The organism is Schinkia azotoformans (genome assembly GCF_035811335.1).
Taxonomy (GTDB): Bacteria; Bacillota; Bacilli; order Bacillales; family Bacillaceae_J; genus Schinkia; species Schinkia azotoformans.
Window position 1 is genome coordinate 1 of the sequence record NZ_JARSMD010000055.1, and the last position, 22,801, is coordinate 22,801.

17 protein-coding genes and 1 pseudogene are annotated in these 22,801 nt (G+C 39.2%); 17 read left to right on the forward strand and 1 reads right to left on the reverse strand.

Going from position 1 to position 22,801, the window contains the following annotated elements; translation table 11 throughout:
• The first annotated feature begins 136 nt into the window (after positions 1 to 136).
• Positions 137 to 1,525: an aspartate kinase gene (locus P9E47_RS22410; RefSeq protein WP_326165064.1), complete on the forward strand. Its 1,389-nt coding sequence runs from the start codon at positions 137 to 139 to the stop codon at positions 1,523 to 1,525.
• A gap of 191 nt (positions 1,526 to 1,716) precedes the next feature.
• Here the strand turns inward: P9E47_RS22410 and P9E47_RS22415 are convergent, their stop codons facing one another.
• Positions 1,717 to 1,959 carry a DUF2627 domain-containing protein gene (locus P9E47_RS22415; RefSeq protein WP_003333076.1) on the reverse strand — a complete coding sequence of 81 codons (243 nt, stop codon included), beginning with the start codon at positions 1,957 to 1,959 and terminating at the stop codon, positions 1,717 to 1,719.
• Between the two features lie 192 nt (positions 1,960 to 2,151).
• On the opposite strand from P9E47_RS22415, the pseudogene P9E47_RS22420 reads away from it, so the two are divergent.
• From P9E47_RS22420 to P9E47_RS22495, 16 genes and pseudogenes are all read left to right on the forward strand, one after another.
• Positions 2,152 to 3,519, forward strand: a pseudogene (locus P9E47_RS22420) (sigma-54 interaction domain-containing protein); the annotation flags it as partial.
• A gap of 156 nt (positions 3,520 to 3,675) precedes the next feature.
• The gene (gene bcd, locus P9E47_RS22425; RefSeq protein WP_003333073.1) at positions 3,676 to 4,773 is read left to right on the forward strand and encodes a branched-chain amino acid dehydrogenase; all 1,098 of its coding nucleotides are present in this window, start codon (positions 3,676 to 3,678) and stop codon (positions 4,771 to 4,773) included.
• Positions 4,774 to 4,836: 63 nt separating this feature from the next.
• Positions 4,837 to 6,258 carry a dihydrolipoyl dehydrogenase gene (lpdA, locus tag P9E47_RS22430; protein WP_003333072.1) on the forward strand — a complete coding sequence of 474 codons (1,422 nt, stop codon included), beginning with the start codon at positions 4,837 to 4,839 and terminating at the stop codon, positions 6,256 to 6,258.
• 218 nt (positions 6,259 to 6,476) lie between these two features.
• Positions 6,477 to 7,469, forward strand: coding sequence for a thiamine pyrophosphate-dependent dehydrogenase E1 component subunit alpha (locus P9E47_RS22435; protein ID WP_035196979.1), 993 nt, complete (start codon positions 6,477 to 6,479; stop codon positions 7,467 to 7,469).
• Between the two features lie 11 nt (positions 7,470 to 7,480).
• Positions 7,481 to 8,464, forward strand: a complete 984-nt coding sequence (locus P9E47_RS22440; RefSeq protein ID WP_003333070.1) for an alpha-ketoacid dehydrogenase subunit beta — start codon at positions 7,481 to 7,483, stop codon at positions 8,462 to 8,464.
• Positions 8,465 to 8,500: 36 nt separating this feature from the next.
• Positions 8,501 to 9,808, forward strand: a complete 1,308-nt coding sequence (locus P9E47_RS22445; RefSeq protein WP_003333069.1) for a dihydrolipoamide acetyltransferase family protein — start codon at positions 8,501 to 8,503, stop codon at positions 9,806 to 9,808.
• Positions 9,809 to 10,004: 196 nt separating this feature from the next.
• Positions 10,005 to 10,649: a nucleotide exchange factor GrpE gene (locus P9E47_RS22450; protein ID WP_326165067.1), complete on the forward strand. Its 645-nt coding sequence runs from the start codon at positions 10,005 to 10,007 to the stop codon at positions 10,647 to 10,649.
• On the forward strand, positions 10,630 to 12,507 hold the full coding sequence (locus P9E47_RS22455) for an Hsp70 family protein (RefSeq protein WP_326165070.1): 1,878 nt from the start codon (positions 10,630 to 10,632) through the stop codon (positions 12,505 to 12,507). Before P9E47_RS22450 ends, P9E47_RS22455 begins: the two co-directional genes overlap by 20 nt.
• A 21-nt stretch (positions 12,508 to 12,528) precedes the next feature.
• Positions 12,529 to 13,785: a J domain-containing protein gene (locus tag P9E47_RS22460; RefSeq protein ID WP_003333066.1), complete on the forward strand. Its 1,257-nt coding sequence runs from the start codon at positions 12,529 to 12,531 to the stop codon at positions 13,783 to 13,785.
• Between the two features lie 256 nt (positions 13,786 to 14,041).
• On the forward strand, positions 14,042 to 16,183 hold the full coding sequence (locus tag P9E47_RS22465; protein ID WP_326165073.1) for a methylmalonyl-CoA mutase family protein: 2,142 nt from the start codon (positions 14,042 to 14,044) through the stop codon (positions 16,181 to 16,183).
• Position 16,184: 1 nt separating this feature from the next.
• The gene (gene scpA / locus P9E47_RS22470) at positions 16,185 to 18,380 is read left to right on the forward strand and encodes a methylmalonyl-CoA mutase (RefSeq protein WP_003333063.1); all 2,196 of its coding nucleotides are present in this window, start codon (positions 16,185 to 16,187) and stop codon (positions 18,378 to 18,380) included.
• Positions 18,381 to 18,383: 3 nt separating this feature from the next.
• Positions 18,384 to 19,517, forward strand: coding sequence for a methylmalonyl Co-A mutase-associated GTPase MeaB (gene meaB, locus P9E47_RS22475; protein ID WP_003333062.1), 1,134 nt, complete (start codon positions 18,384 to 18,386; stop codon positions 19,515 to 19,517).
• A gap of 330 nt (positions 19,518 to 19,847) precedes the next feature.
• The gene (locus tag P9E47_RS22480) at positions 19,848 to 20,285 is read left to right on the forward strand and encodes a BrxA/BrxB family bacilliredoxin (protein WP_003333061.1); all 438 of its coding nucleotides are present in this window, start codon (positions 19,848 to 19,850) and stop codon (positions 20,283 to 20,285) included.
• 204 nt (positions 20,286 to 20,489) lie between these two features.
• Positions 20,490 to 21,299 carry a transporter substrate-binding domain-containing protein gene (locus P9E47_RS22485; RefSeq protein WP_003333060.1) on the forward strand — a complete coding sequence of 270 codons (810 nt, stop codon included), beginning with the start codon at positions 20,490 to 20,492 and terminating at the stop codon, positions 21,297 to 21,299.
• Between the two features lie 86 nt (positions 21,300 to 21,385).
• Complete coding sequence (locus P9E47_RS22490) at positions 21,386 to 22,045, forward strand: amino acid ABC transporter permease (protein WP_035196972.1); 660 nt, start codon at positions 21,386 to 21,388, stop codon at positions 22,043 to 22,045.
• A complete protein-coding gene (locus P9E47_RS22495) occupies positions 22,038 to 22,760 on the forward strand; it encodes an amino acid ABC transporter ATP-binding protein (RefSeq protein ID WP_003333058.1) in 723 nt (240 codons plus the stop codon). The genes P9E47_RS22490 and P9E47_RS22495 overlap by 8 nt, the downstream gene beginning before the upstream one ends.
• Positions 22,761 to 22,801: the final 41 nt, after the last annotated feature.

The following is a 22,801-nucleotide window of genomic DNA, read 5'->3' on the forward strand; positions in this document are numbered from 1 at the left end:
GAGGTTTCCCTACTTTATTTTTTACATTTACTGTATGAATTTTAAGAATAATTATTGAAGTATTTGTGCATACACGTTAAAATTAGAGAAATATGAAGACATAGTATTAATTTTATTTAATAGGTGGTTAGAGAGAATGAAAGTTGCAAAATTTGGCGGAACATCTATGGCAAGTGCTGAACAATTAATTAAAGTAGCAAATATAGTAAAAGCAGATGAAGATAGAAAAATAATCGTTGTCTCTGCTCCAGGGAAAAGATTTAAAGAAGATACAAAAACTACAGATTTATTAATTGCTTTGGGAGAAAGCTGTCTCAAAGGTGAAAATACAGATGATAAGCTTATGGCGATTGTTGATCGCTATAAGGAAATTGCTGAAAACCTTAACTTATCAAATGAGATTATCGATGAAATTTCAACGAATTTACATGAATTAATTCAAGCTGATCAAACAAATACAGACCGCTTCATGGATGGTTTAAAAGCCAGCGGTGAAGATAATAGTGCAAAGCTTTTTGCGTTTTTCTTAAATTCAACTGGTGTAGCCGCTTCGTATGTAAACCCTAAAGATGCGGGGATTGTCGTAACAGATGATCCAGGAAATGCACAGACTTTACCTGAAACATATGAAAACCTTAAGAAATTAAAGGGCAGGAATGAAGTCATTGTTGTACCAGGTTTCTTTGGATTTTCACCTGAAGGAAACCTTGTTACATTTTCTAGAGGTGGTTCAGATATTACTGGTTCCATCATCGCCGCAGGTGTAGATGCAGAGCTATATGAGAATTTCACCGATGTTGACTCAGTTTTTGTAGCAAATCCGAATATTGTTGATGATCCAAAAGAAATTAAGGAATTAACATATAAAGAAATGCGTGAGTTGTCTTATGCTGGTTTTTCAGTTTTCCATGATGAGGCTTTAATTCCAGCCTTCCGTGCTGGTATCCCAGTATGCATTAAAAATACGAATAACCCTTCTGCACCCGGTACTTTAATTGTTGCTGAAAGGGACTTCTCAAAAGACCCAGTTGCAGGAATTGCAAGTGATTCAGGATTTTGCAGTATCTATGTAAGCAAATATTTAATGAATAGAGAAATTGGTTTTGGTCGTCGTTTATTGCAAATTTTAGAAGATGAAGGGATCTCTTATGAGCATATGCCTTCAGGCATTGATGACACTTCCATCATCCTTCGTGAAAATCAATTATGTGATGAAAAAGAACAACGTGTATTAGACCGTATTAAAACAGAATTGAATGTGGATACAATTTCTATTCGCCATAACCAAGCAATGATTATGGTTGTTGGCGAGGGCATGACAAGCTACGTTGGTATTTCAGCAAAAGCTACAGCTGCATTTGCTCGTGCAGGGGTTAATATTGAAATGATTAACCAAGGTTCTTCAGAGGTAAGTATGATGTTTGCCGTTGCAGAGTCAGATGCACCTAAAGCTGTTGTGGCGTTATATAATGAATTTTTTACAGAAGCAGCCAATCAAGAGGAGCTTCCATTAGTTTTAAGATAATTAGAAAAGCGTAAGCGCCCGTTCAGCGACGTATAAACTGGAGCACATCGACTGAGATAAAGGAAACACGGCGAACGAATGTGAGTCGATGTTGACTTATCGTAGGGAGGTGGGCGAAGTTTACTAGTCGCTGGGCGCTGGAGCTAGACAGTGAAACAAAGGTCGTTAGCGATGTAGCTAACGACCTTTTCTTACGCTTTCTTATTTTGAAATTTTGGTTGAAGTTTTTTTCTTTTTTTATCTCGGTAAAAAATAAAACCAGCTACAAATATTAATCCTAACAAAAATAAAAGCAGTCCGATTAAAAATTGCAGCCATAAAAATGGTATATGGAATTGTTCAATACCAAAGAGCGTATCCCGCATTAGCTTAAAGCCTAATACTGCAAGAAATCCAGGTATTGCTACTACTAATAAAGCAATCAGTCGGCTCATATCAAATTCCCTTTCAATATCAACTTCATCATGAAATAAGTATAACACGGGATAATAAAAGAATTAAGTTAAAAACCATTGATTTTTTTTCATATATTAGAGATGATAATAACAATGAAGAATTTTGCACGATTATTTCCTAAGGAGTGAAATAAAATGCAAAACCTAAACCAATCCGACGTCCATGCGAAAATGTTGGAGGCGATTATCCAATCATCGGATGAAGCAATCTCCGTCGTTGATGAGCATGGAACTGGAATTATCATCAATCCCGCTTATACCAGATTAACCGGCCTAACACGGGAACAGGTTGTCGGACAGCCGGCAACGGCAGACATTTCAGAGGGAGAAAGTATGCATTTTAGGGTGTTGCAGACAAGGAAGCCTGTTCGGGGCGTTAGGATGAAGGTTGGTCCGAATAGGAGAGATGTGCTTGTCAATGTTGCTCCCATTATTGTTGACGGGATTTTAAAAGGAAGCGTTGGTGTCATCCGCGATGTTTCTGAAATCCAAGCATTAACTGAAGAACTACATAGAGCGAGACAAATCATTCGTACATTGGAAGCGAAATATACGTTTGAAGATATTATTGGCTCTTCAGATGAGATGCATTTTGCAATTGAACAAGCCAAATTAGGTGCCAAAACACCAGCAACAGTCCTGTTAAGAGGGGAATCTGGTACAGGAAAAGAGCTTTTCGCTCACGCCATCCATAATGCAAGCAACCGCAAGTATAACAAATTTATTCGTGTCAATTGCGCAGCCATATCGTTTTCGCTATTGGAAAGTGAATTGTTCGGGTACGAAGAAGGAGCATTTTCAGGTGCAAAACGTGGCGGCAAACGGGGGTTATTTGAGGAAGCGAATAATGGAAGTATTTTTTTGGATGAAATTGGTGAATTATCTACAGAAACTCAAGCGAAACTATTAAGAGTGTTGCAAGAAAATGAAATTGTAAGGGTCGGTGGGACAAAACCGATACCCATTAATGTTCGAGTGATAGCGGCTACGAATGTCAATCTTGAAAAAGGTATGGCCGAAGGTAGAATTCGTGAAGACTTGTATTATCGAATAAATAAGCTTCCGATCCAAATCCCGCCATTGCGCGATCGCAAAGAGGATATTCCGTTATTAAGCTACCATCTTCTAAAAAAAATAAATCAAGACTTTGGGAGAAATGTTGAAGGGTTAACCGATGCTGCCCTTGAGTATTTATCAAGTTATGAATGGCCTGGGAATGTAAGAGAACTCGAGAACATTTTGGGAAGAGCGATTATTAATATGAACTTTAATGAAGTTATCGTTGATGTTCAACATATCCCGCATCTAGAGACAAAAATGCTTGATAAGAAAGAAACGAACTTCCCGATTGAAATTAATTTGGAGCATTCACGGCCACTCTCTGAAATGATAGAAGATTTTGAAGCAAAAGTAATCTATTTCGAATTAAATAAAAATAAGGGGAATAAAACAAAGACTGCAAAAGAATTAGGAATTTCTCTTAGAAACTTATATTACAAAATTGAAAAGTATAAAATTGCATATAATGGCATGCAATAGATTGCATAATTGCAAGTTTTTGCATTGTTTAAAAACTGACAAATAAAGCGCTTTCAATATTCAGTGATTGGCATGTTAATTGCATCTATAAAAATAGAACTGGGATTGGACGCGAAGGTTGTACAGTAGAAGAGAATAACAAAAGGAGGAAATAAAATGGAAATTTTCAATTACATGGAAAAATATGATTATGAGCAATTAGTTTTTTGTCAAGATAAGCAGTCAGGTTTAAAAGCAATCATATGTATTCATGATACGACCCTTGGACCGGCACTGGGTGGGACACGGATGTGGACCTATGAATCAGAGGAAGCGGCTATTGAAGATGCGTTACGCTTAGGGAAAGGGATGACGTATAAAAATGCGGCAGCCGGTTTAAATTTAGGCGGTGGAAAAACGGTCATCATCGGCGACCCAAGAAAAGATAAGAATGAAGCTATGTTTCGGGCATTCGGAAGGTATGTTCAAGGTTTAAATGGAAGATACATCACAGCTGAGGATGTGGGAACAACTGTGGCTGATATGGATTTGATTCATGAAGAAACAGATTATGTAACTGGTATTTCTCCTGCTTTTGGATCATCAGGGAATCCATCACCGGTTACAGCTTATGGTGTTTACCGCGGGATGAAAGCTGCGGCAAAAGAAGCATTTGGAACGGATTCATTGGAGGGAAAAACGATTTCTGTTCAAGGCGTGGGCAGTGTTGCCTATACGCTATGTGAGTACTTAAATAAAGAGGGTGCAAACCTGATTGTTACAGATATCAATAAAGAAGCGGTCCAGCGTGCCGTTCAGGAATTTGGTGCAAAGGCTGTCGACCCAAGCGATATATACAGTGTAGACTGTGATATTTATTCGCCATGTGCGCTTGGTGCAACGATCAACGATACTACAATCCCTCAGTTGAAAGCAAAGGTAATTGCAGGTTCCGCCAATAATCAGTTGAAGGACGAGCGACACGGCGACCGCCTTCACGAGTTAGGGATCGTTTATGCACCAGATTATGTTATAAATGCCGGCGGGGTTATAAATGTAGCAGATGAACTTTATGGATATAACAGAGATCGTGCTATGAAAAAAGTGGAAATGATCTATGATAATATTGCGAAAGTAATAGAAATTTCAAAGCGGGATGGGATTCCAACGTATAAGGCGGCAGATCGACTAGCAGAGGAACGGATCGAAAGAATGCGTCATTCCCGCAGCCAATTTCTACAAAATGGTAAACATATTTTAAGTCGTAGAAAATGATGAACAGCTATATAAGCATGTGTTGGTCAATGGTGCATTGAATATCGAATAGGGGGAGAAATAATGGCGACAGAATATGATCTCGTAATACTTGGCGGTGGAACTGGTGGTTATGTCGCAGCAATTAGAGCTGCACAGCTCGGGTTAAAAACGGCAATTGTTGAAAAAGGAAAACTAGGTGGAACCTGTCTTCATCAAGGGTGTATCCCAAGTAAAGCACTACTCCGAAGTGCAGAAGTGTATGCTACAGCAAAACGTGGTGAAGAATTTGGCGTCATATTATCTGATGTTAAGCTCGACTTTCTAAAAGTACAGGAGCGTAAACAAAAAATTATTGATCAACTTGTTCGTGGTATCGAGCACTTAATGAAAAAAGGAAAAATTGATATTTACGAGGGGATTGGTCGAATTCTTGGACCGTCTATCTTTTCGCCAACTCCAGGTACCATTTCTGTAGAAATGAAGAGTGGTGCAGAAAATGAAATGTTAATCCCTAAAAATGTAATAATAGCAACAGGGTCAAGACCAAGATCCTTGCCAGGTTTAGAAATTGACGGAAAATATGTAATGACCTCTGATGAAGCGCTGGCGATGGAAAACCTACCAAGCTCGATTATCATTGTTGGTGGTGGCGTAATTGGCATTGAGTGGGCTTCCATGCTATCAGATTTTGGCGTAGATGTTACGGTTATAGAATATGCTGACCGTATAATCCCGACTGAGGACCATGAAATTTCGAAAGAAATGCAACGAATTATGAAAAAGAAGAAAATAAAAATCGTGACAGGTGCGAAGGTTTTGCCCGAAACGCTCGTAAAAGAGAATGGCGTAACAATTGCTGCTGAAATTAAAGGCGAGCAAAAAACGTTTTCCGCTGATACAATGTTAGTTTCTGTTGGCCGGCAAGCAAATGTTGAGGATATTGGGTTACAAAACACCTCTATCGAAGTTGAAAAAGGTGCAATTTGTACGAATCCATTTTATCAAACAAAGGAATCTCATATTTACGCGATTGGGGATGTAATCGGTGGTTTACAACTGGCCCATGTTGCCTCACATGAAGGTATAGTAGCGGTTGAGCACCTAACTGGAGAAAAACCAAGCCCGATTGACTATTCATTGATTTCAAAATGTATTTATTCGAATCCGGAAGTTGCGAGCGTGGGCTACACTGAGGATGAGGCTAAGACAAAAGGTTATAATGTTAAAATAGGAAAATTCATGTTTAAAGCGATTGGCAAAGCCCTTGTTTTCGGTGAATCAGACGGTTTTGTAAAATTAGTGGCAGACCGAGATACAGATGATCTTTTAGGTGTTCATATGATCGGTCCGCATGTAACGGATATGATTTCGGAAGCTGGACTCGCTAGAGTTTTAGATGCAACACCATGGGAAATTGCTCATACCATTCATCCGCATCCAACTTTATCAGAAGCAATCGGAGAGGCAGCATTAGCGGTTGATGGAAAGGCAATCCATGGATAGAAAAGCGGAGGCCACACGATTAGCGCCGTTCGGACTGGACTGAGCCGGAGGAGATAAAGGAAACACGTCGAACGAATGTGAGACGATGTTGACTTATCGTACGGAGGTGAAGGAAGTCTCGCTAGGCGCTGGGTGGCCGGAGCTGGACAATAAGAAAAGCGGATGCGCTGGGCGCTGGAGCTAGACTACAATAAATCAATTATAAGGGGGAAACTCATATGGCGGAAAATCGTCATCAATCACTTGGCTTAAGTGACGAAACTGTTTTGGAAATGTTTGCAACGATGGTTTTGGCTCGGAAAATTGATGAACGTATGTGGTTATTAAATCGTGCCGGAAAAATCCCATTTGTTATTTCTTGTCAAGGACAGGAAGCTGCACAAGTTGGAGCTGCCTTTGCGTTGGATAAAAATAAAGATTATGTGCTGCCCTACTATCGGGACATGGGTGTCGTTCTTACATTCGGGATGACAGCAAAGGACATAATGCTTTCTGGATTTGCAAAAGCGGAAGATCCAAACTCAGGGGGACGGCAGATGCCAGGACATTTTGGAATGAAAAAAAATCGAATAGTAACTGGTTCTTCCCCGGTAACGACTCAAGTTCCGCATGCTGTAGGTATCGCTCTTGCAGGAAAGATGGAAGGAAAAGATTTAGTATCGTTTGTTACCTTTGGTGAAGGTTCTTCAAACCAAGGCGATTTTCATGAAGGTGCCAACTTTGCAGGTGTTCATAAACTGCCAGTAATTTTTATGTGTGAAAATAATAAATATGCGATTTCAGTTCCTATTGAAAAACAATTATCTTGTGAAAAAGTATCGGACCGGGCCATTGGCTATGGTATGCCTGGGGAAACAGTTGATGGAAATGATCCGCTTACAGTATACGAAGCTGTTAAACGTGCCGCCGATAGAGCAAGAAGAGGTGAGGGACCTTCCCTGATTGAAACTGTATCATATCGGTTAACGCCACATTCCAGTGATGATGACGATAGAACGTATCGTTCACGAGAAGAGGTTGAGGAATCTAAAAAAAGAGACCCGCTCCTTACTTTTTCTTCTTATTTAAAGGAGATAGGGATTTTATCAGATGCGTTAGAGAAAGAGATTTTCGAAAATATTCACAGTGTTGTTGATGAAGCGACTGAATATGCAGAAAAAGCTCCATATGCTAATCCGGAAGATGCTTTAAAATACGTATATGGAGAATAGGAGGGGATAATATGGCGATTAAGTCATACATCGAGGCTGTAACGACCGCGCTTTATGAAGAAATGAAACGTGATGAAAAGGTTTTTGTTTTAGGTGAAGACGTTGGGAGAAAAGGTGGCGTTTTTAAGGCAACGATTGGACTTTATGATGAATTTGGTGAAAATAGAGTCATCGATACTCCACTTGCCGAATCCGCGATCGTCGGGGTTGGCGTAGGTGCTGCCATGTACGGACATCGTCCGGTTGCTGAAATCCAATTTGCTGATTTTATTATGCCGGCTGTCAATCAAATCATTTCTGAAGCAGCTAGAATCCGCTATCGCTCTAATAATGATTGGAACTGCCCATTAGTTATACGCGCACCATATGGAGGAGGCGTCCACGGTGCTCTTTATCATTCGCAATCGGTTGAGGCCGTCTTTGCCAATCAACCTGGATTAAAAATTGTGATGCCATCAACACCTTATGATGTGAAGGGCTTATTAAAAGCTGCGATTCGTGATGATGATCCGGTCATCTTTTTTGAACATAAACGTGCATATAGACTTATAAAAGGTGAAGTTCCTGATGAGGATTATGTATTACCGATTGGCAAAGCGGATGTAAAACGTGAAGGCGATGACATTACGGTCATCACCTACGGTTTATGTGTTCACTTCGCTTTACAAGCTGCTGAAAAGCTTGCGAATGAAGGAATATCAGCACAGGTTCTGGATTTACGTACGGTCTATCCTTTAGATAAAGAAGCTATTATTGAATCCGCATCGAAAACAGGAAAAGTGTTATTAGTAACCGAAGACAATAAAGAAGGAAGCATATTAAGTGAAGTTGCAGCCATTATCGCTGAAAATTGCCTGTATGACTTAGATGCACCAATCATGCGCCTTGCTGGTCCGGATGTTCCGGCCATGCCATATGCACCAACAATGGAAAAATTCTTCATGGTTAATCCAGAAAAAGTTGAAAAAGCAATGAGAGAGCTAGCAGAGTATTAACTTTATTCAGCAGGCTGATAGAAGGAGGTTTTTTATGTGGCTTTAGAAAAAATCATAATGCCGCAATTAGGTGAAAGTGTAACCGAGGGTACCATTAGTACTTGGTTAGTTAAACCTGGCGATATTGTAAAAAAATATGACCCACTTGCAGAGGTTCAAACAGATAAAGTAAATGCAGAAATTCCTTCCTCCTTTGCGGGAGTAGTGAAAGAGCTTGTAGCAAGTGAAGGAGATACGCTTTCAGTCGGGGAGATCATCTGTTATATCGATACAGAGGACACTGGAGAAAACGGAGCGAAGATATCTGCAAATCCTCAAAAAATAGTAGATCAACATTTATCACAAACCGATATTACAAATGAGGATCAACCTAACAAATTCCGCTATTCTCCTGCTGTATTAAAAATGTCACAGGAGCATAATATTGATCTTGAACAAGTGAATGGCACCGGTAAGGGTGGTCGCATTACGAGGAAAGATCTTCAGATGATAATTGAATCTGGCAATATACCAAAAGTAGGAGAAGTTCGACCACAACAACCAATATCGGAATCTGTAGAAGTACAATCGACGGCTTTAACAGAACAATTTGCGATGAAGCAAGTAGAAACTGTTTCAGTAGCGCAGGTGCAAACATCAGCTGGAGATATTGAAATCCCGGTTTCAGGAGTAAGAAAGGTCATCGCTTCCAATATGCTGAGGTCGAAACATGAAATCCCACATGCTTGGACAATGGTCGAAGTAGACGTTACGAATCTCGTAGCATTTCGGGATTTAATAAAAGATGATTTTAAGAAAAAAGAAGGTTTCTCATTAACCTATTTTGCGTTCTTCGTGAAAGCTGTTGCATCTGCCCTTAAAGAATATCCTGCCATCAATTCTACTTGGGCTGGCGATAAAATTATCCAAAAGAAAGATATCAATATTTCAATCGCTGTCGCAACAGAGGAAGCTTTATATGTACCCGTAATTAAAAACGCTGATGAAAAGTCAATTAAAGGGATTGCTAGGGAAATAAGTGAGCTGGCTCAAAAGGTGAGAACAGGAAAACTTACCCCTGCTGATATGCAAGGTGGCACTTTCACCGTAAACAATACGGGCTCTTTTGGCTCTGTCCAATCCATGGGGATCATTAATTATCCACAGGCAGCTATTTTGCAAGTAGAATCGATCGTCAAACGCCCGGTCATCATGAATGGTGGAATGTTTGCTGCCCGTGATATGGTAAATCTTTGTATGTCCCTTGATCACCGCGTCTTAGACGGCCTTGTATGTGGACGTTTCCTTGCAAGAGTAAAGGAAATACTAGAAAACAGCTCTAAAGAAAATATATCGGTTTATTAAATACAAAAAGTCGTGGACATTCCACGACTTTTTGTATTCCAACAATACTTTGGAAAAAATCACTAACAATCATAGTGTAATTTTGATATCATTAATCCGAAAAAAGCAACGATAGCGTTAATACAAATGATTATATATCCTTACTTCTATGATAAAATATTCATTAAATAATAGCATCAAAATGGGAGGAAGCCGTATGGTAAGGTGGTTTTGGAAAGAGAATCGAAAGTCTTCTCCTGAATTGGAAGCCATTCAGCAATTAAAAGAACAAAATAGCTTTTTTGAAGAACAATATAAAATATTAAGTGAGCAAGTAACCAAATTAAGCCGCTTGCAGTATAAAACAAGCAAAGATACGCAAGAAAAAATGGATCAATTGCAGGAGTCAATAAAAATTTTTATTGAAAAACAAGAAAATGACAACGAGGATAAGGTGCAGCGCCTTTATCGAATGGAAGCAAAAATAAATGAGATGGTGCAATCACTCATTCACTGGTTGGATGATCTTGATGTTGTATGTTCACGTTTGACAGGCGAGGAACAGGAAGCATGGAGTAGGATATTGAGGCAGTGGAGCGTGGATATCCTGGCTCAATTAAAAGGCTTAGGTATTCATGAGTTGCAAGTGCTTGGCACCAGCTTTGACCCAACCTTGGCAGAAGCTATGGCAACAATACCCAAAAAAGAAGCTACAATGAAATACAATGGCATATCAGCATTAGAATTGACCCCTTATCAGATTGTTGAAGTGCTGCAAAGAGGATTTAAATGGGAAAATGGCAGCTTGTTGCGAAAAGCGCAAGTCATTACTTTAGAAAAGGATGATTCTTTTGACAAATAATAATTTTCGACCGATTGTTGGCATTGATCTTGGTACGACCAATTCTGCTATCGCCTATATACATAATGGAAAACCAGCAATTATTGAATCACCAGAAGGGAAAAGGATTGTTCCTTCGGTTGTTCTCATTGATCTTAAGGGAAATGTTATTGTTGGTGAAGATGCCCGAGCGGGACTTGTGGCTATGCCGGATCGTTCCATTGCCGCAGTCAAACGACAAATGGGATCGGATACACCAATTTCAATTGCGGGACAAGCTCTGCTTCCCCAAGAAGTATCGGCCCTTATTATAAAAGAATTGAAAAGAAATGTTGATGCACTATACGGTGAAGGCGAGAAGGAAGCGGTGATTACGGTTCCGGCCTATTTTACAGATGAACAACGCCGAGCAACGAAGGAAGCTGGTGAGCTCGCCGGTTTTGTGGTCGAACGGATTATTAATGAACCTACTGCGGCAGCGCTTGCCTTTGGACTTGACCATACGAATGAGGATGGGGTTTACCTTGTTTACGATCTAGGTGGCGGAACCTTTGATGTGTCTATTATTGAGATGATGAATGGATTGCTTGAGGTTAAAGCATCAACTGGCAACCGCCAGTTAGGTGGGGAAGATTTCGATTGGAGAATCGTTGATTTTTTAGCTGAAAAAATAATAAGCAATGCAGGTGTCGACCCTCGTGAAGATATTCGAGCAAAGGCATTGTTAAAAGATGAAGCGGAAAAAATTAAAATACAATTAAGTGAAAATACTTCTGTCGCAGTTGAACTGCCATTAGTAACAGTTAAGGATAATAAACCAGTCGGTATTTCAACGGAGATTACACGTGAGCAATTTATTGCTTTAATTGATAATCAACTACAAGAAACAATCGAAAGTATATCTGCCGTTTTAAAAGATGCTGGGTCTAGTCCACAGGAAATTGACGAAATTCTATTGGTGGGCGGCTCCACAAGAATTCCTAGGGTGGCTGAGTTAATAAGGAATTTATTTGGTAAAGAGCCACGAACAGATGTACATCCAGATGAAGCAGTTGCGTTAGGTGCTGCCGTTCAAGCGGGCTTAAAATCAGGTGCCTTATCGGAAAGTGGGCTTGTTGCTACTGATGTGGCCCCATTTTCAATGGGGATTGCTGTATTAAAAGAGTGGAAAGGCCTTACTCAACGTCCGGGAGGTTTTGCTCCGATTATTCCTAGAAATACGACGATCCCTGTTACAAGGACGGAAAAATTCGGTACATCAGCACCAGGGCAAACAGTGGTATCAATTGAAATTTATCAAGGTGAACATGAGTGGGTCAAACATAATCATCGGTTGGGTGAGTTTTTGCTGGAAGGAATACCAGAGAATTTCAATAAGCAAGAAGAGGTTGACGTGACGTTTCGCTATAATTTGAATGGAATTCTTGAGGTGTCTGCGAAATGTGTATCGACAGGCAAGGAAATGAGTGTCGTTGTGCAAGATGCATTGCGACGTGATTCAAATGAATCTTTCCAGGAAAGTGTCCAACGCCTCGAAAGTTTATGGAGAACTGCTGATTTAGATGATAATGACGAGAGCGATTATACTGACGAAGATTGGGAAATGATAGATGATTTGTTGGGTGAAGTAGACTTGGATGATAGCGATATTGATGAGGAATTTGAGGATGAAGAGTTGACCCCATCTGTTATTCAAGAAGAAGCAATCCAATTAAGGGAGCGAGCCTTGAACTTATTGGATAAAGTTGATGAAAGCAACCGAAATAAGGTGCGGCTGGTTATTGATTTACTTGATGAAGCTGTTGCTAAAAATGATGTTGAGCAATTGGAGAAAGCAATTGATGAAGCAACTGACGCTTTAATTGATCTTGAATTATAGCCTGTAAGGATGGGAGAATAAATGGATACAATAAAGACGAGAAAGAAAAGACGAAGCAAGCCAAAAGTAGAAAATCATTATAAAGTGTTAGGTCTTCGTTCAAATAGTAGACCTGAAAGAATTAAGGAAAATTATATTAAACTTGTAAAAGAATTTCCGCCAGAACAGCACCCAGAAGAATTTGAACGAATTAGAAGAGCCTATGAAGTACTGCGTGATCCGATTAAACGCCAAGAATATAACTTAATCCGGAAATTTGGGGGCTCACTCGAACAATTAGCAGAAGAAGCTAATGAATATATGCAACAGGAGAACTGGGATAAAGCAGAGGCGTTATTTTTTGATATTCTAAAAGTGGCACCTGATATGATAGGCGCCCACATGGGATTAGCGCAAATATATATTGCGAAAGAGGATTTAAAGAGCTTTGATCAACAAATACAACTTCTGTTTGAGAGTGCAACAACAGAAGAGGAAAAAGCAAGTGTACTTGCAATGAAGGCAAAAATGCTAAATGATATGGATTATTCAGAAGAGGCACTTGATGTATTGAATTTGTTAAGTGAAAAATATCCTAATAATACCGATCCATATAGAATCATTTATATTCAAGTTTATCAAGCGTTGGATCGAGAAGAAGAAGCGATGAAGCTATTTGATTTGGAAATTGCAGCTATAGAGGATGAAGAACCCGATTACATCTTCCTTTTTATCGAATGGATCAATACAATGATCTATTTAGAAAAGTGGCAACTGACTGATAAAGTTCAAAAAAGGGTGCGAAAATTTTTAAAGTCGATTACTGTTGAAGATGATAAACTTATGGTGACAAGCTCGCTTATTAATGAATGTGAAAACTATATAGAAGGCAATCATTTTAGAGCTGCTTCCTTCTATATGGATCTTCTTCGTTTTATGGATCCAAAGCATCCTTTTGTAATTGAGAACAGAGCCAACATACAGGAACTTTCGAGGGTTCAGAAAGAAATCGATCGTTTTTTTGAAGATGGAGAATTATTTCCATTGGTTGCTACTCAAGCAATGACTTGGTTTTATGAAGAAATGGGAAATGAAGAGATCGTTGCATATCATAAAAGTATGATCCCAATTGAAATATGGCATGAGCTTGAACAATTAGATGAGGAATTTGCAGCAGGAATCAAACGGATACAAAAAAAATATCCGCTCATTTATCGCCGTTATAAGAATGACTGGGATAAGTTATTTGCAGATAAAACTTCTAATCTAAACCGGGAAGCACGTAGACGATTAAAGTGAATTTTAAAAAACTCTATTCAAAATGGATAGGGTTTTTTATAGTTAACAAAATATTGGTTGAAAATTTTTTGCTGTCATTTGACATTTTTCTACAAATTATTGCTGAATCACACTATTAGCTAAAGTGCATTATTGTAACATGCGGTCATTTATAATACTATATAATTAGGTTTCGACTTTTTAGAAAATTAAAACAAAGGTTTGTTTAACTTTTTTAGGAAAGGGGTGGAGGAATCTCCGCAAGGGGATGAACTTTATGAAAACAGAAAAAGAGTCAAAGTTTGATTTAAAGAAGTTTTGCGAATTTCCTTTTCCTGATGTTCAGAAATGGAAGGAAACAGCTGAAGAGTCGCTAAAAGGAAAATCATTTGAAACCCTAATGACGAAAACGTATGAAGGCATTGAACTTAAACCATTATACGTACAAAAGGATGTAGAAAATCTCTCCCATGTAAATGATCTGCCAGGCGAAGGCTCATTTGTTAGAGGTGCAGATTATCTCCGAAATTCCGCAAAAGCTTGGGATATCGCCCAAGAAATAACGGGAAGAAGTGCAAAGCAATTCAATAAGGCTATCATCGAAGATCTTAAGCGCGGTCAAACCATGGTAAATTTAGTTGTTGATGAAGCTACAAAAAGAGGATATGACGCAGATGAAGCGGAAGAAGCTTTAGTTGGCTTAAACGGAGTACCTGTTGCTTCCATTAACGATCTTCGTGACGCATTGGCAAACATTGACCTAGAAGAGCACCGCTTGTTCATGCAAACGGGCATCAGCACACTTCCGTTATATGCAAGCCTCGTTGCATATGCAAAGGACCAAAATATTAACATTAAAGATTTAGTCGCCTTTATCGGATTAGATCCTATTGGAACTGTTGTTGCTTCTGGGAAATCTAAGCTAGGTATAAAAAGACTCTATAATACAATGGCACAGTTAGCAAAATGGTCCAATCAGAATTCTCCAAACGTTAAAACGATTTATATTCAAGCTGAGCTTTACCACAATGCAGGCGGAAGTGCGACAGAAGAATTGGCGTTTGCACTGGCAACAGGGGTTGAATATATAAATGAAATGCTTGATCGTGGATTAGAAATAGATGGGATTGCTAACCAAGTGTATTTTTCATTTGCTGTTGGCTCCAATGTATTTATGGAAATTGCGAAGCTTCGTGCAGCTAGAATGTTATGGTCTAAAATTGTGGAGAGCTTTGGTGGTTCTAAACAAGCGCAAAAAATGTATATTCATGTCTGTTCCTCAAACTGGACAAAAACGGTCTATGACCCATATGTGAATATGCTTAGAACAACAACAGAGGCATTTGCCGGTGCCGTTGGTGGAGCGAATAGTATGCATGTTTCTCCATTTGATGAGGCTATTAGACCAGATGACACATTCTCACGTCGTATCGCACGAAATACACAAATCATTCTTCAAGAAGAATCATTATTGAACCAAATTGTGGACCCTGCTGGCGGTTCTTGGTATGTTGAGTCATTAACAGATGCAGTAGCTAGTAAGGCATGGGAACTGTTCCAAGAGGTTGAAAAGAACGGCGGAATGTACGAATCATTAAAAGCGGGATTGATTCAACAAAAAGTAACTGCTACAGCAAAACAAAAGAAAAATAATATTGAATATCGTAAAGATCGGATTGTTGGAACAAATATGTATCCAAATTTGGATGAGAAACCATTACAAATTAGAGAAGCGATAGAAGGTTTCAAGGCACCTCTGATTGAAAGAATTAAAGCTAAAAAAGCAGCTAAACGTGAAGACGTAATTAAAGCCCTTGAAGAAGTAAAAGTAGCTGTGACAAATGACGGACAGTTGGTTCCGGCATTTATCAATGCGGCAGCAATGGGCGCAACGATTGGTGAAATGATCGATCAATTAGCCGAAAATTGTAAAGGTGCAGAACTTGAGAAATTAACGTTCCAACGTGGTGCTGAAGGCTTTGAACAATTAAGACAGGCTTCAGAAAGCTATAAAGAAAAAAATGGACAATATCCAAAGATTTTCTTTGCTAATCTTGGATCTATTCCAAAACATAAAGCACGCGCTGATTTTTCAGCTGGATTCTTTGCCGCTGGAGGATTTGAGTCTGTAACAACATCTGGATTTGCATCAAGTGAAGAGGCTGTTAAAGCCGCCTTGGAATCCGGAATTGATATCGTTACAATTTGTGGTACGGACGAGCAATATGAAGAATTTGTACCAGCGATTGCAAAAGAGTTGAAAAATAATAATAAAGATATTTATATTTTAGTAGCTGGAAAACCATCGCCAGAGCTTGAGAGCCAATATGTTGAGGCTGGTGTTGATGAGTTTATCCATGTTAAATCAAATTGCTATCAAACTCTTGCCAGACTTCAAGAGCGTAAGGGGGTAAACTAATATGAGCAAAAGATTAGATTTTACTCAGATTTCCTATCAATCAAAACAATCTCAGGTTGATTCAGAACAATGGAAAAAACAAGTGGAAACGACAATTGACGGCTCTTTCGAAGATCTGCTTTTTACAACAAATGAACAAATCAAAGTGAAACCGATGTATTCGAAGGAAGATATTGTTGATAACGATTATATGGATTACATGCCTGGTATTCCCCCATACTTGAGGGGCCCATATCCAACGATGTATGTTGCTCGTCCTTGGACAGTGCGCCAATATGCCGGATTTTCAACAGCCGAAGAAAGTAATGCCTTTTACCGCCGGAATTTAGCAGCAGGACAAAAGGGACTTTCAGTAGCCTTTGACTTAGCGACCCACCGTGGTTATGATTCCGACCATCCGCGTGTAGTTGGAGATGTAGGAAAAGCAGGGGTTGCCATTGATTCTATTTTGGATATGAAAATACTGTTTGATGGAATTCCGCTCGATCAAATGTCAGTTTCAATGACAATGAATGGTGCTGTTTTACCGATCATGGCATTCTACATTGTAACTGCTGAAGAACAAGGGGTAAAACCAGAACAGCTTTCTGGAACAATTCAGAATGATATATTAAAAGAATATATGGTGCGTAATACTTATATTTATCCACCGGATATGTCTATGAAGATTATTGCAGATATTTTTGAGTATACATCCCAGTACATGCCTAAATTCAACTCTATTAGTATATCGGGATACCATATGCAAGAAGCTGGTGCTCCGGCTGATATTGAGCTTGCCTATACACTCGCTGACGGTGTCGAATATGTTCGCACAGGATTAAAAGCGGGTATTGATGTTGATAAGTTTGCACCGCGCCTATCTTTCTTCTGGGCTATTGGCATGAATTATTTCATGGAAGTTGCGAAGATGAGAGCTGGTCGTTTAATTTGGGCTAAATTAATGAAGCAATTCAATCCAAAAAATCAAAAATCTTTAGCCTTGCGTACACATTCGCAAACATCTGGTTGGAGCTTAACAGAGCAGGATCCATTTAATAACGTAACTCGTACTTGCGTGGAAGCAATGGCAGCAGCACTTGGTCATACGCAATCCTTGCATACGAATGCATTGGATGAAGCGATAGCCTTGCCAACAGATTTTTCAGCACGTATTGCTCGTAATACACAGCTATATTTACAAGACGAAACAGGAATATGTAATGTCATTGACCCTTGGGCTGGTTCCTACTATGTGGAATATTTGACCGGAAAACTAGTGGAGCGCGCATGGAATCATATTGAGGAAGTTGAAAAGTTAGGTGGAATGGCGAAAGCGATTGAAACTGGGCTTCCAAAAATGAGAATAGAAGAAGCTGCAGCCCGTCGTCAAGCCCGGATTGATTCAGGAGTAGAGTCCATTATTGGTGTCAATAAATACCGTCTAGATAAAGAAGAGCCAATTGATATTTTAGAGGTTGATAATACAGCTGTTCGCGAACAGCAGCTTGAAAGATTAAAACAGCTTCGTGAGAATCGTGATGAAGCAAAAGTACAAGCAGCACTGGAAGCATTGACGAAAGCAGCAGAAACAGGTGAGGGAAATTTATTAGCGTTATCTGTTGAGGCAGCACGCGTCCGTGCCTCTTTAGGAGAAATTTCTGATGCAATTGAAAAGGTATCAGGTCGCCATAAAGCTGTCATTCGTTCTATAAGTGGTGTGTATTCAACTGAATTCAGTGATGAAGAAGCCATCAATAATGTAAAAGAGATGACAGATGATTTTGCAGAAAGAGAAGGCAGACGCCCACGTATTATGGTTGCGAAAATGGGACAGGATGGACATGACCGCGGAGCAAAGGTTGTCGCAACAGCATTTGCCGATTTAGGATTTGACGTCGATGTTGGTCCGCTATTCCAAACACCAGAGGAAACAGCACAGCAAGCAGTTGAAAATGACGTTCATGTTATTGGAATGAGTTCCCTTGCTGCAGGTCATAAAACATTGCTTCCTCAATTAATGGCTGAGCTAAAACGTTTAGGTCGTGAAGACATTATCGTTGTTTGTGGTGGAGTAATTCCTGCTCAAGATTATGAATATTTGTATGAGCAAGGGGCAACTGCCATCTTTGGACCGGGTACGGTTATTCCTGTATCCGCGCAAAAGGTAATGGAAGAAATCAATCGCCGTATTATTGAGTCCGAGGATGTGTTTTAATTTATGACGGAGGATATCCAAGAAAACAGACCAGAATGGGTGCCTGAAAATGCAACAAAAGGCTTTACTACGAAGGTTATGAAGGGTGTGCAAGGTGGTCATGACGGCTTTAGTACGAGTGATTCGAAACCACAAACACAGCCGGAGACACCAGTAAAACGTGGTCTGTCTCTTGATGAAGTTGTAAATGGAATTCTAAATAATGATCGCCCAATTCTGGCTCGAGCAATCACACTTGTGGAAAGCAACGCATATAAACATATCGAAAAGGCGCAACAAATTCTTAACTGCATACTCCCATATACAGGTAAGGCGCTAAGAATTGGTATTACAGGGGTTCCAGGTGCTGGTAAAAGTACGTTTATTGAAGCACTTGGCTGCTATCTATGCGATCTCGGATTACGTGTTGCTGTCTTGGCGGTAGATCCCTCAAGCAGTATCACTGGCGGTAGCGTCCTTGGTGATAAAACGCGAATGGAAAAGCTAACCCGAGAGAAAAATGCCTTTATTCGTCCATCTCCATCAGGCGGGACACTTGGTGGTGTAAACCGAAAAACAAGAGAAACGATGCTTTTATGTGAGGCTGCAGGGTATGATGTTATTTTAATTGAAACAATCGGAGTTGGCCAAAGTGAAGTTGTTGTCCGTTCAATGGTTGATATGTTTGCCTTAATTGTATTAACCGGTGCAGGTGATGAGCTTCAAGGTATGAAAAAAGGTGTTATGGAACTTGCTGATATTATCATCGTAAATAAAGCGGATGGTGATAATGAGCAGAAAGCGTTCATTGCCCAAAAAGAGTACAATCAAATCCTGCATTACCTCAGACCGGCGACAGAGGGCTGGGAAACGAAAGCCTTCACTTGTTCAGGTTATTATGGAAGGGGTATTGATACGATTTGGGAGGAGATGAAAAACTTCCAAAAAACGGTCCAAGCTTCCGGTGTCTTAGAAAAAAGAAGACAATCACAAGTTAGAGATTGGATCTATGCCATGATCAAAGACCAGCTTGAACAGAAGTTCTTTAACCATCCTGAAGTGAAAAAAGTGTTACCGGAAACCGAGCAAGCAGTCATCACTGGTCAACAACCTGTTACGCAAGCCGTAAAATATTTATTTGATCAATACGAGCAATAGTTTAGTTGAAAAATAAAAAGGTGGTTAGATGCTTACAAAGCACTCACCACCTTTTTTAGACAAAAAAGAAGGTGAGTGATGGGGGTAACTCACCTTCAAATCTAGGGAGTCTAGGGGTATGGGGCCTAGATTTATTATTATAGTACCCAGACAATTACGAAATAAACATTGAAAATGACGTTTATTTTTAAAGTGTATTAAAGTTGCTTCTAACCCTTTAAATTGCTACTATTATTTTATACTTATAGTATAAGAAATACATCGACATTTGCCATTGTGGGCAAATATCGTGTTTTTCTAATAACTTGGAAAAAGGTAGGAGTGAAATAGATGAATATGAGTTATGATATGTTCATGAATGACATTGTAAACAATGCCAGAAAGGAAGCAGTTGCTGCCGGCTTCACGGAAGCAAAGACGCCAGCGGAAGTAGAAGAAGCTTTCAAACAATCTGGTACAACGTTAGTTTTAGTTAATTCAGTTTGTGGTTGTGCGGGTGGTTTAGCACGTCCAGCTGCAGCGCATGCGATCCATTATGATAAAGTACCTGATCATATGATTACGGTATTTGCAGGCCAGGACAAAGAAGCAACGGAAAAAGCACGTGAGTATTTTGAAGGGTACCCACCATCCTCCCCTTCATTCGCGTTAATGAAGGATGGTAAATGTGTCGCAATGCTAGAACGCCATGAAATCGAAGGCTCAGAGCCAGTGGAAGTTGTACAAAAACTCCAAGGAATTTTTGAAAAACATTGTGAAGAAATTTAAAAATTGGATGAGGGGAGGACCAATACGGTCTTCCTTTTGTTAATTATTCCGAAATATTTTTATTTTGAAATTATTTAAAAACCTATTGATTCCCACGAGAAACATGATAAAATTCAATTTAACGTATAAATATTAACCCAAATTCATATTTATTAACCTTTAAACAACGTGAATTACATTATAAATTAAAAGGAGGAAGTTATTTTGAAAAAATTATTTAGTTATGCTTTAATGTCACTTTTATTAATTGGACTGTTGGCTGCTTGTGGACAAGGTGGCAGTAAAGATACTGAACAAACAGCGGATAACACAGGTAGCGATGTAGCAGAAAAGAAAATACTTAAAATGGGAACATCGGCAGATTTTCCGCCATTTGAATTTGTAGATACAGCTAAAGGCGAGGATATTATAGGCTTTGATATCGACTTAGCCAATGCCATCACTGAAAAACTTGGATATGAAATCGAAATTCAAGACATGGATTTTGCTGGATTAATTGAGGCACTAAAATCTAACCGTGTTGATATTGTATTATCAGGTATGTCTGCAACGGATGAACGTAAAGAGAGCGTTGATTTTTCTGATATTTATTATTCAGCTGACCAAATGATCGTATTTAAAAAAGACGCACCACTTACATCTGTTGAGGAATTAGCAGGAAAAACGGTTGGTGTTCAAACAGCCTCAATTCAAGAAGACAAAGCAAAAGAAATTAAAGAAACTACCGATATTAAAATTGATAGCAGAAACCGTGTTCCTGAGATTGTCCAAGAGTTAAAAGCTGGTCGTTTTGACGCAGTGATCCTAGAAGATGCTATTGCTAAAGGATATTTAGACAAAAATCAAGACTTAGCAGGCTTTACGCTTGAAGGTGACGAAGAAAATGGTTTTGCAATTGCATTTCCAAAAGGAAAGGACGAGCTTGTAGCTGAATTTAACAAAGTAATTGCTGAAATGAAAGAAAATGGGGAACTTGAGCAACTTGCTGTTAAATGGTTCGGTGGAGAACAGTAATAATTTCAGTAAATAATAGAAAAAATAAACGAAAGCGGCTAATCAGTGGGTTTGCCGCTTTTCTTGTGAAAAAGAAATGAGGTGTCATTAGTTTGGATTTTGGACCAATTATGCCATCCGTCCCTTATATTGTAAAAGGGATCGGGGTTACTATACAAATTGTTGCTGTTTCGATAGCTTTAGGATTTGTTCTAGGAATTATCTTAAGTCTATTTAAAATTTCAAGAATTGGCATCCTCCAATGGTTTGGAGATGCTTATACATCTGTATTTAGAGGCACACCGTTAATTTTACAGCTATTTATCATTTACTATGGTTTACCGCAATTAATCGACTATCAAATTTCTTCTTTTTTAGCTGCTGTTTTAGCGTTCGGGTTTAATTCGGGGGCCTATGTTTCGGAAATTATCCGTGCCGGTATTGAAGCGGTTGATAAAGGACAACGGGAAGCAGCAATGGCACTTGGTGTTCCGTATGGACAAATGATGAAGGATATCATTTTACCGCAAGCGATGAAAAATATACTCCCTGCGTTAATGAATGAATTTATCACCTTAACAAAGGAGTCTGCTCTTGTCTCTGTTATTGGAGTAACAGATATTATGCGCCGCTCTTATATTGTTGGTGGTGATCACTACTCATTTTTACCGCCAATGCTAATTGCAGGTGTTATTTATTATATAATGGTTATGGGTTTAACTCTTCTTGGTAAAAAGTTTGAGAGGAGAATGAAGCGTAGTGATTAAAGTAGAAAATTTGCACAAAACATTCGGTAAATTAGATGTCTTAAAAGGGATTTCAACTACCATTGATGATGGTGCGGTTGTAGCAATTATCGGTCCGTCTGGTTCGGGAAAATCGACTTTTTTAAGATGCTTAAATAAATTAGAAAACCCAACTAAAGGGAAAATTTGGATAGATGATGATGAAATAACAAATCCAAAAACAAATATTATGAAGGTCAGACAAAAAATCGGAATGGTTTTTCAACACTTTCATCTATTTCCGCATATGACTGTGCTGGGAAACTTAACATATTCTCCAATGAAGGTAAAAGGATTATCAAAGGAAGAAGCGGAGAAGAAAGCAAAGGAATTACTTGATAAAGTAGGGTTACTCGCGAAGGCTGATGAATATCCAAACCGCTTATCAGGTGGTCAAAAGCAACGTGTCGCGATTGCAAGGGCTTTAGCAATGGAGCCGGATGCGATGTTATTTGATGAACCGACATCAGCCCTTGACCCTGAGATGGTTAAAGAGGTTCTGGACGTTATGAAGACCTTAGCCCATACGGGGATGACAATGGCGATTGTTACCCATGAAATGGGCTTTGCAAAAGAAGTAGCCGATCGGGTTTTATTTTTAGATGATGGTGTTCTTGTTGAGGATGCACCACCACAGGAGTTTTTCTCCAATCCAAAATCCGAGCGTGCAAAAGCATTTTTAGATAAAATTCTATAAAAAATTGAAGAAATTTGAAAAAGAGGCGATTCGATTCACCT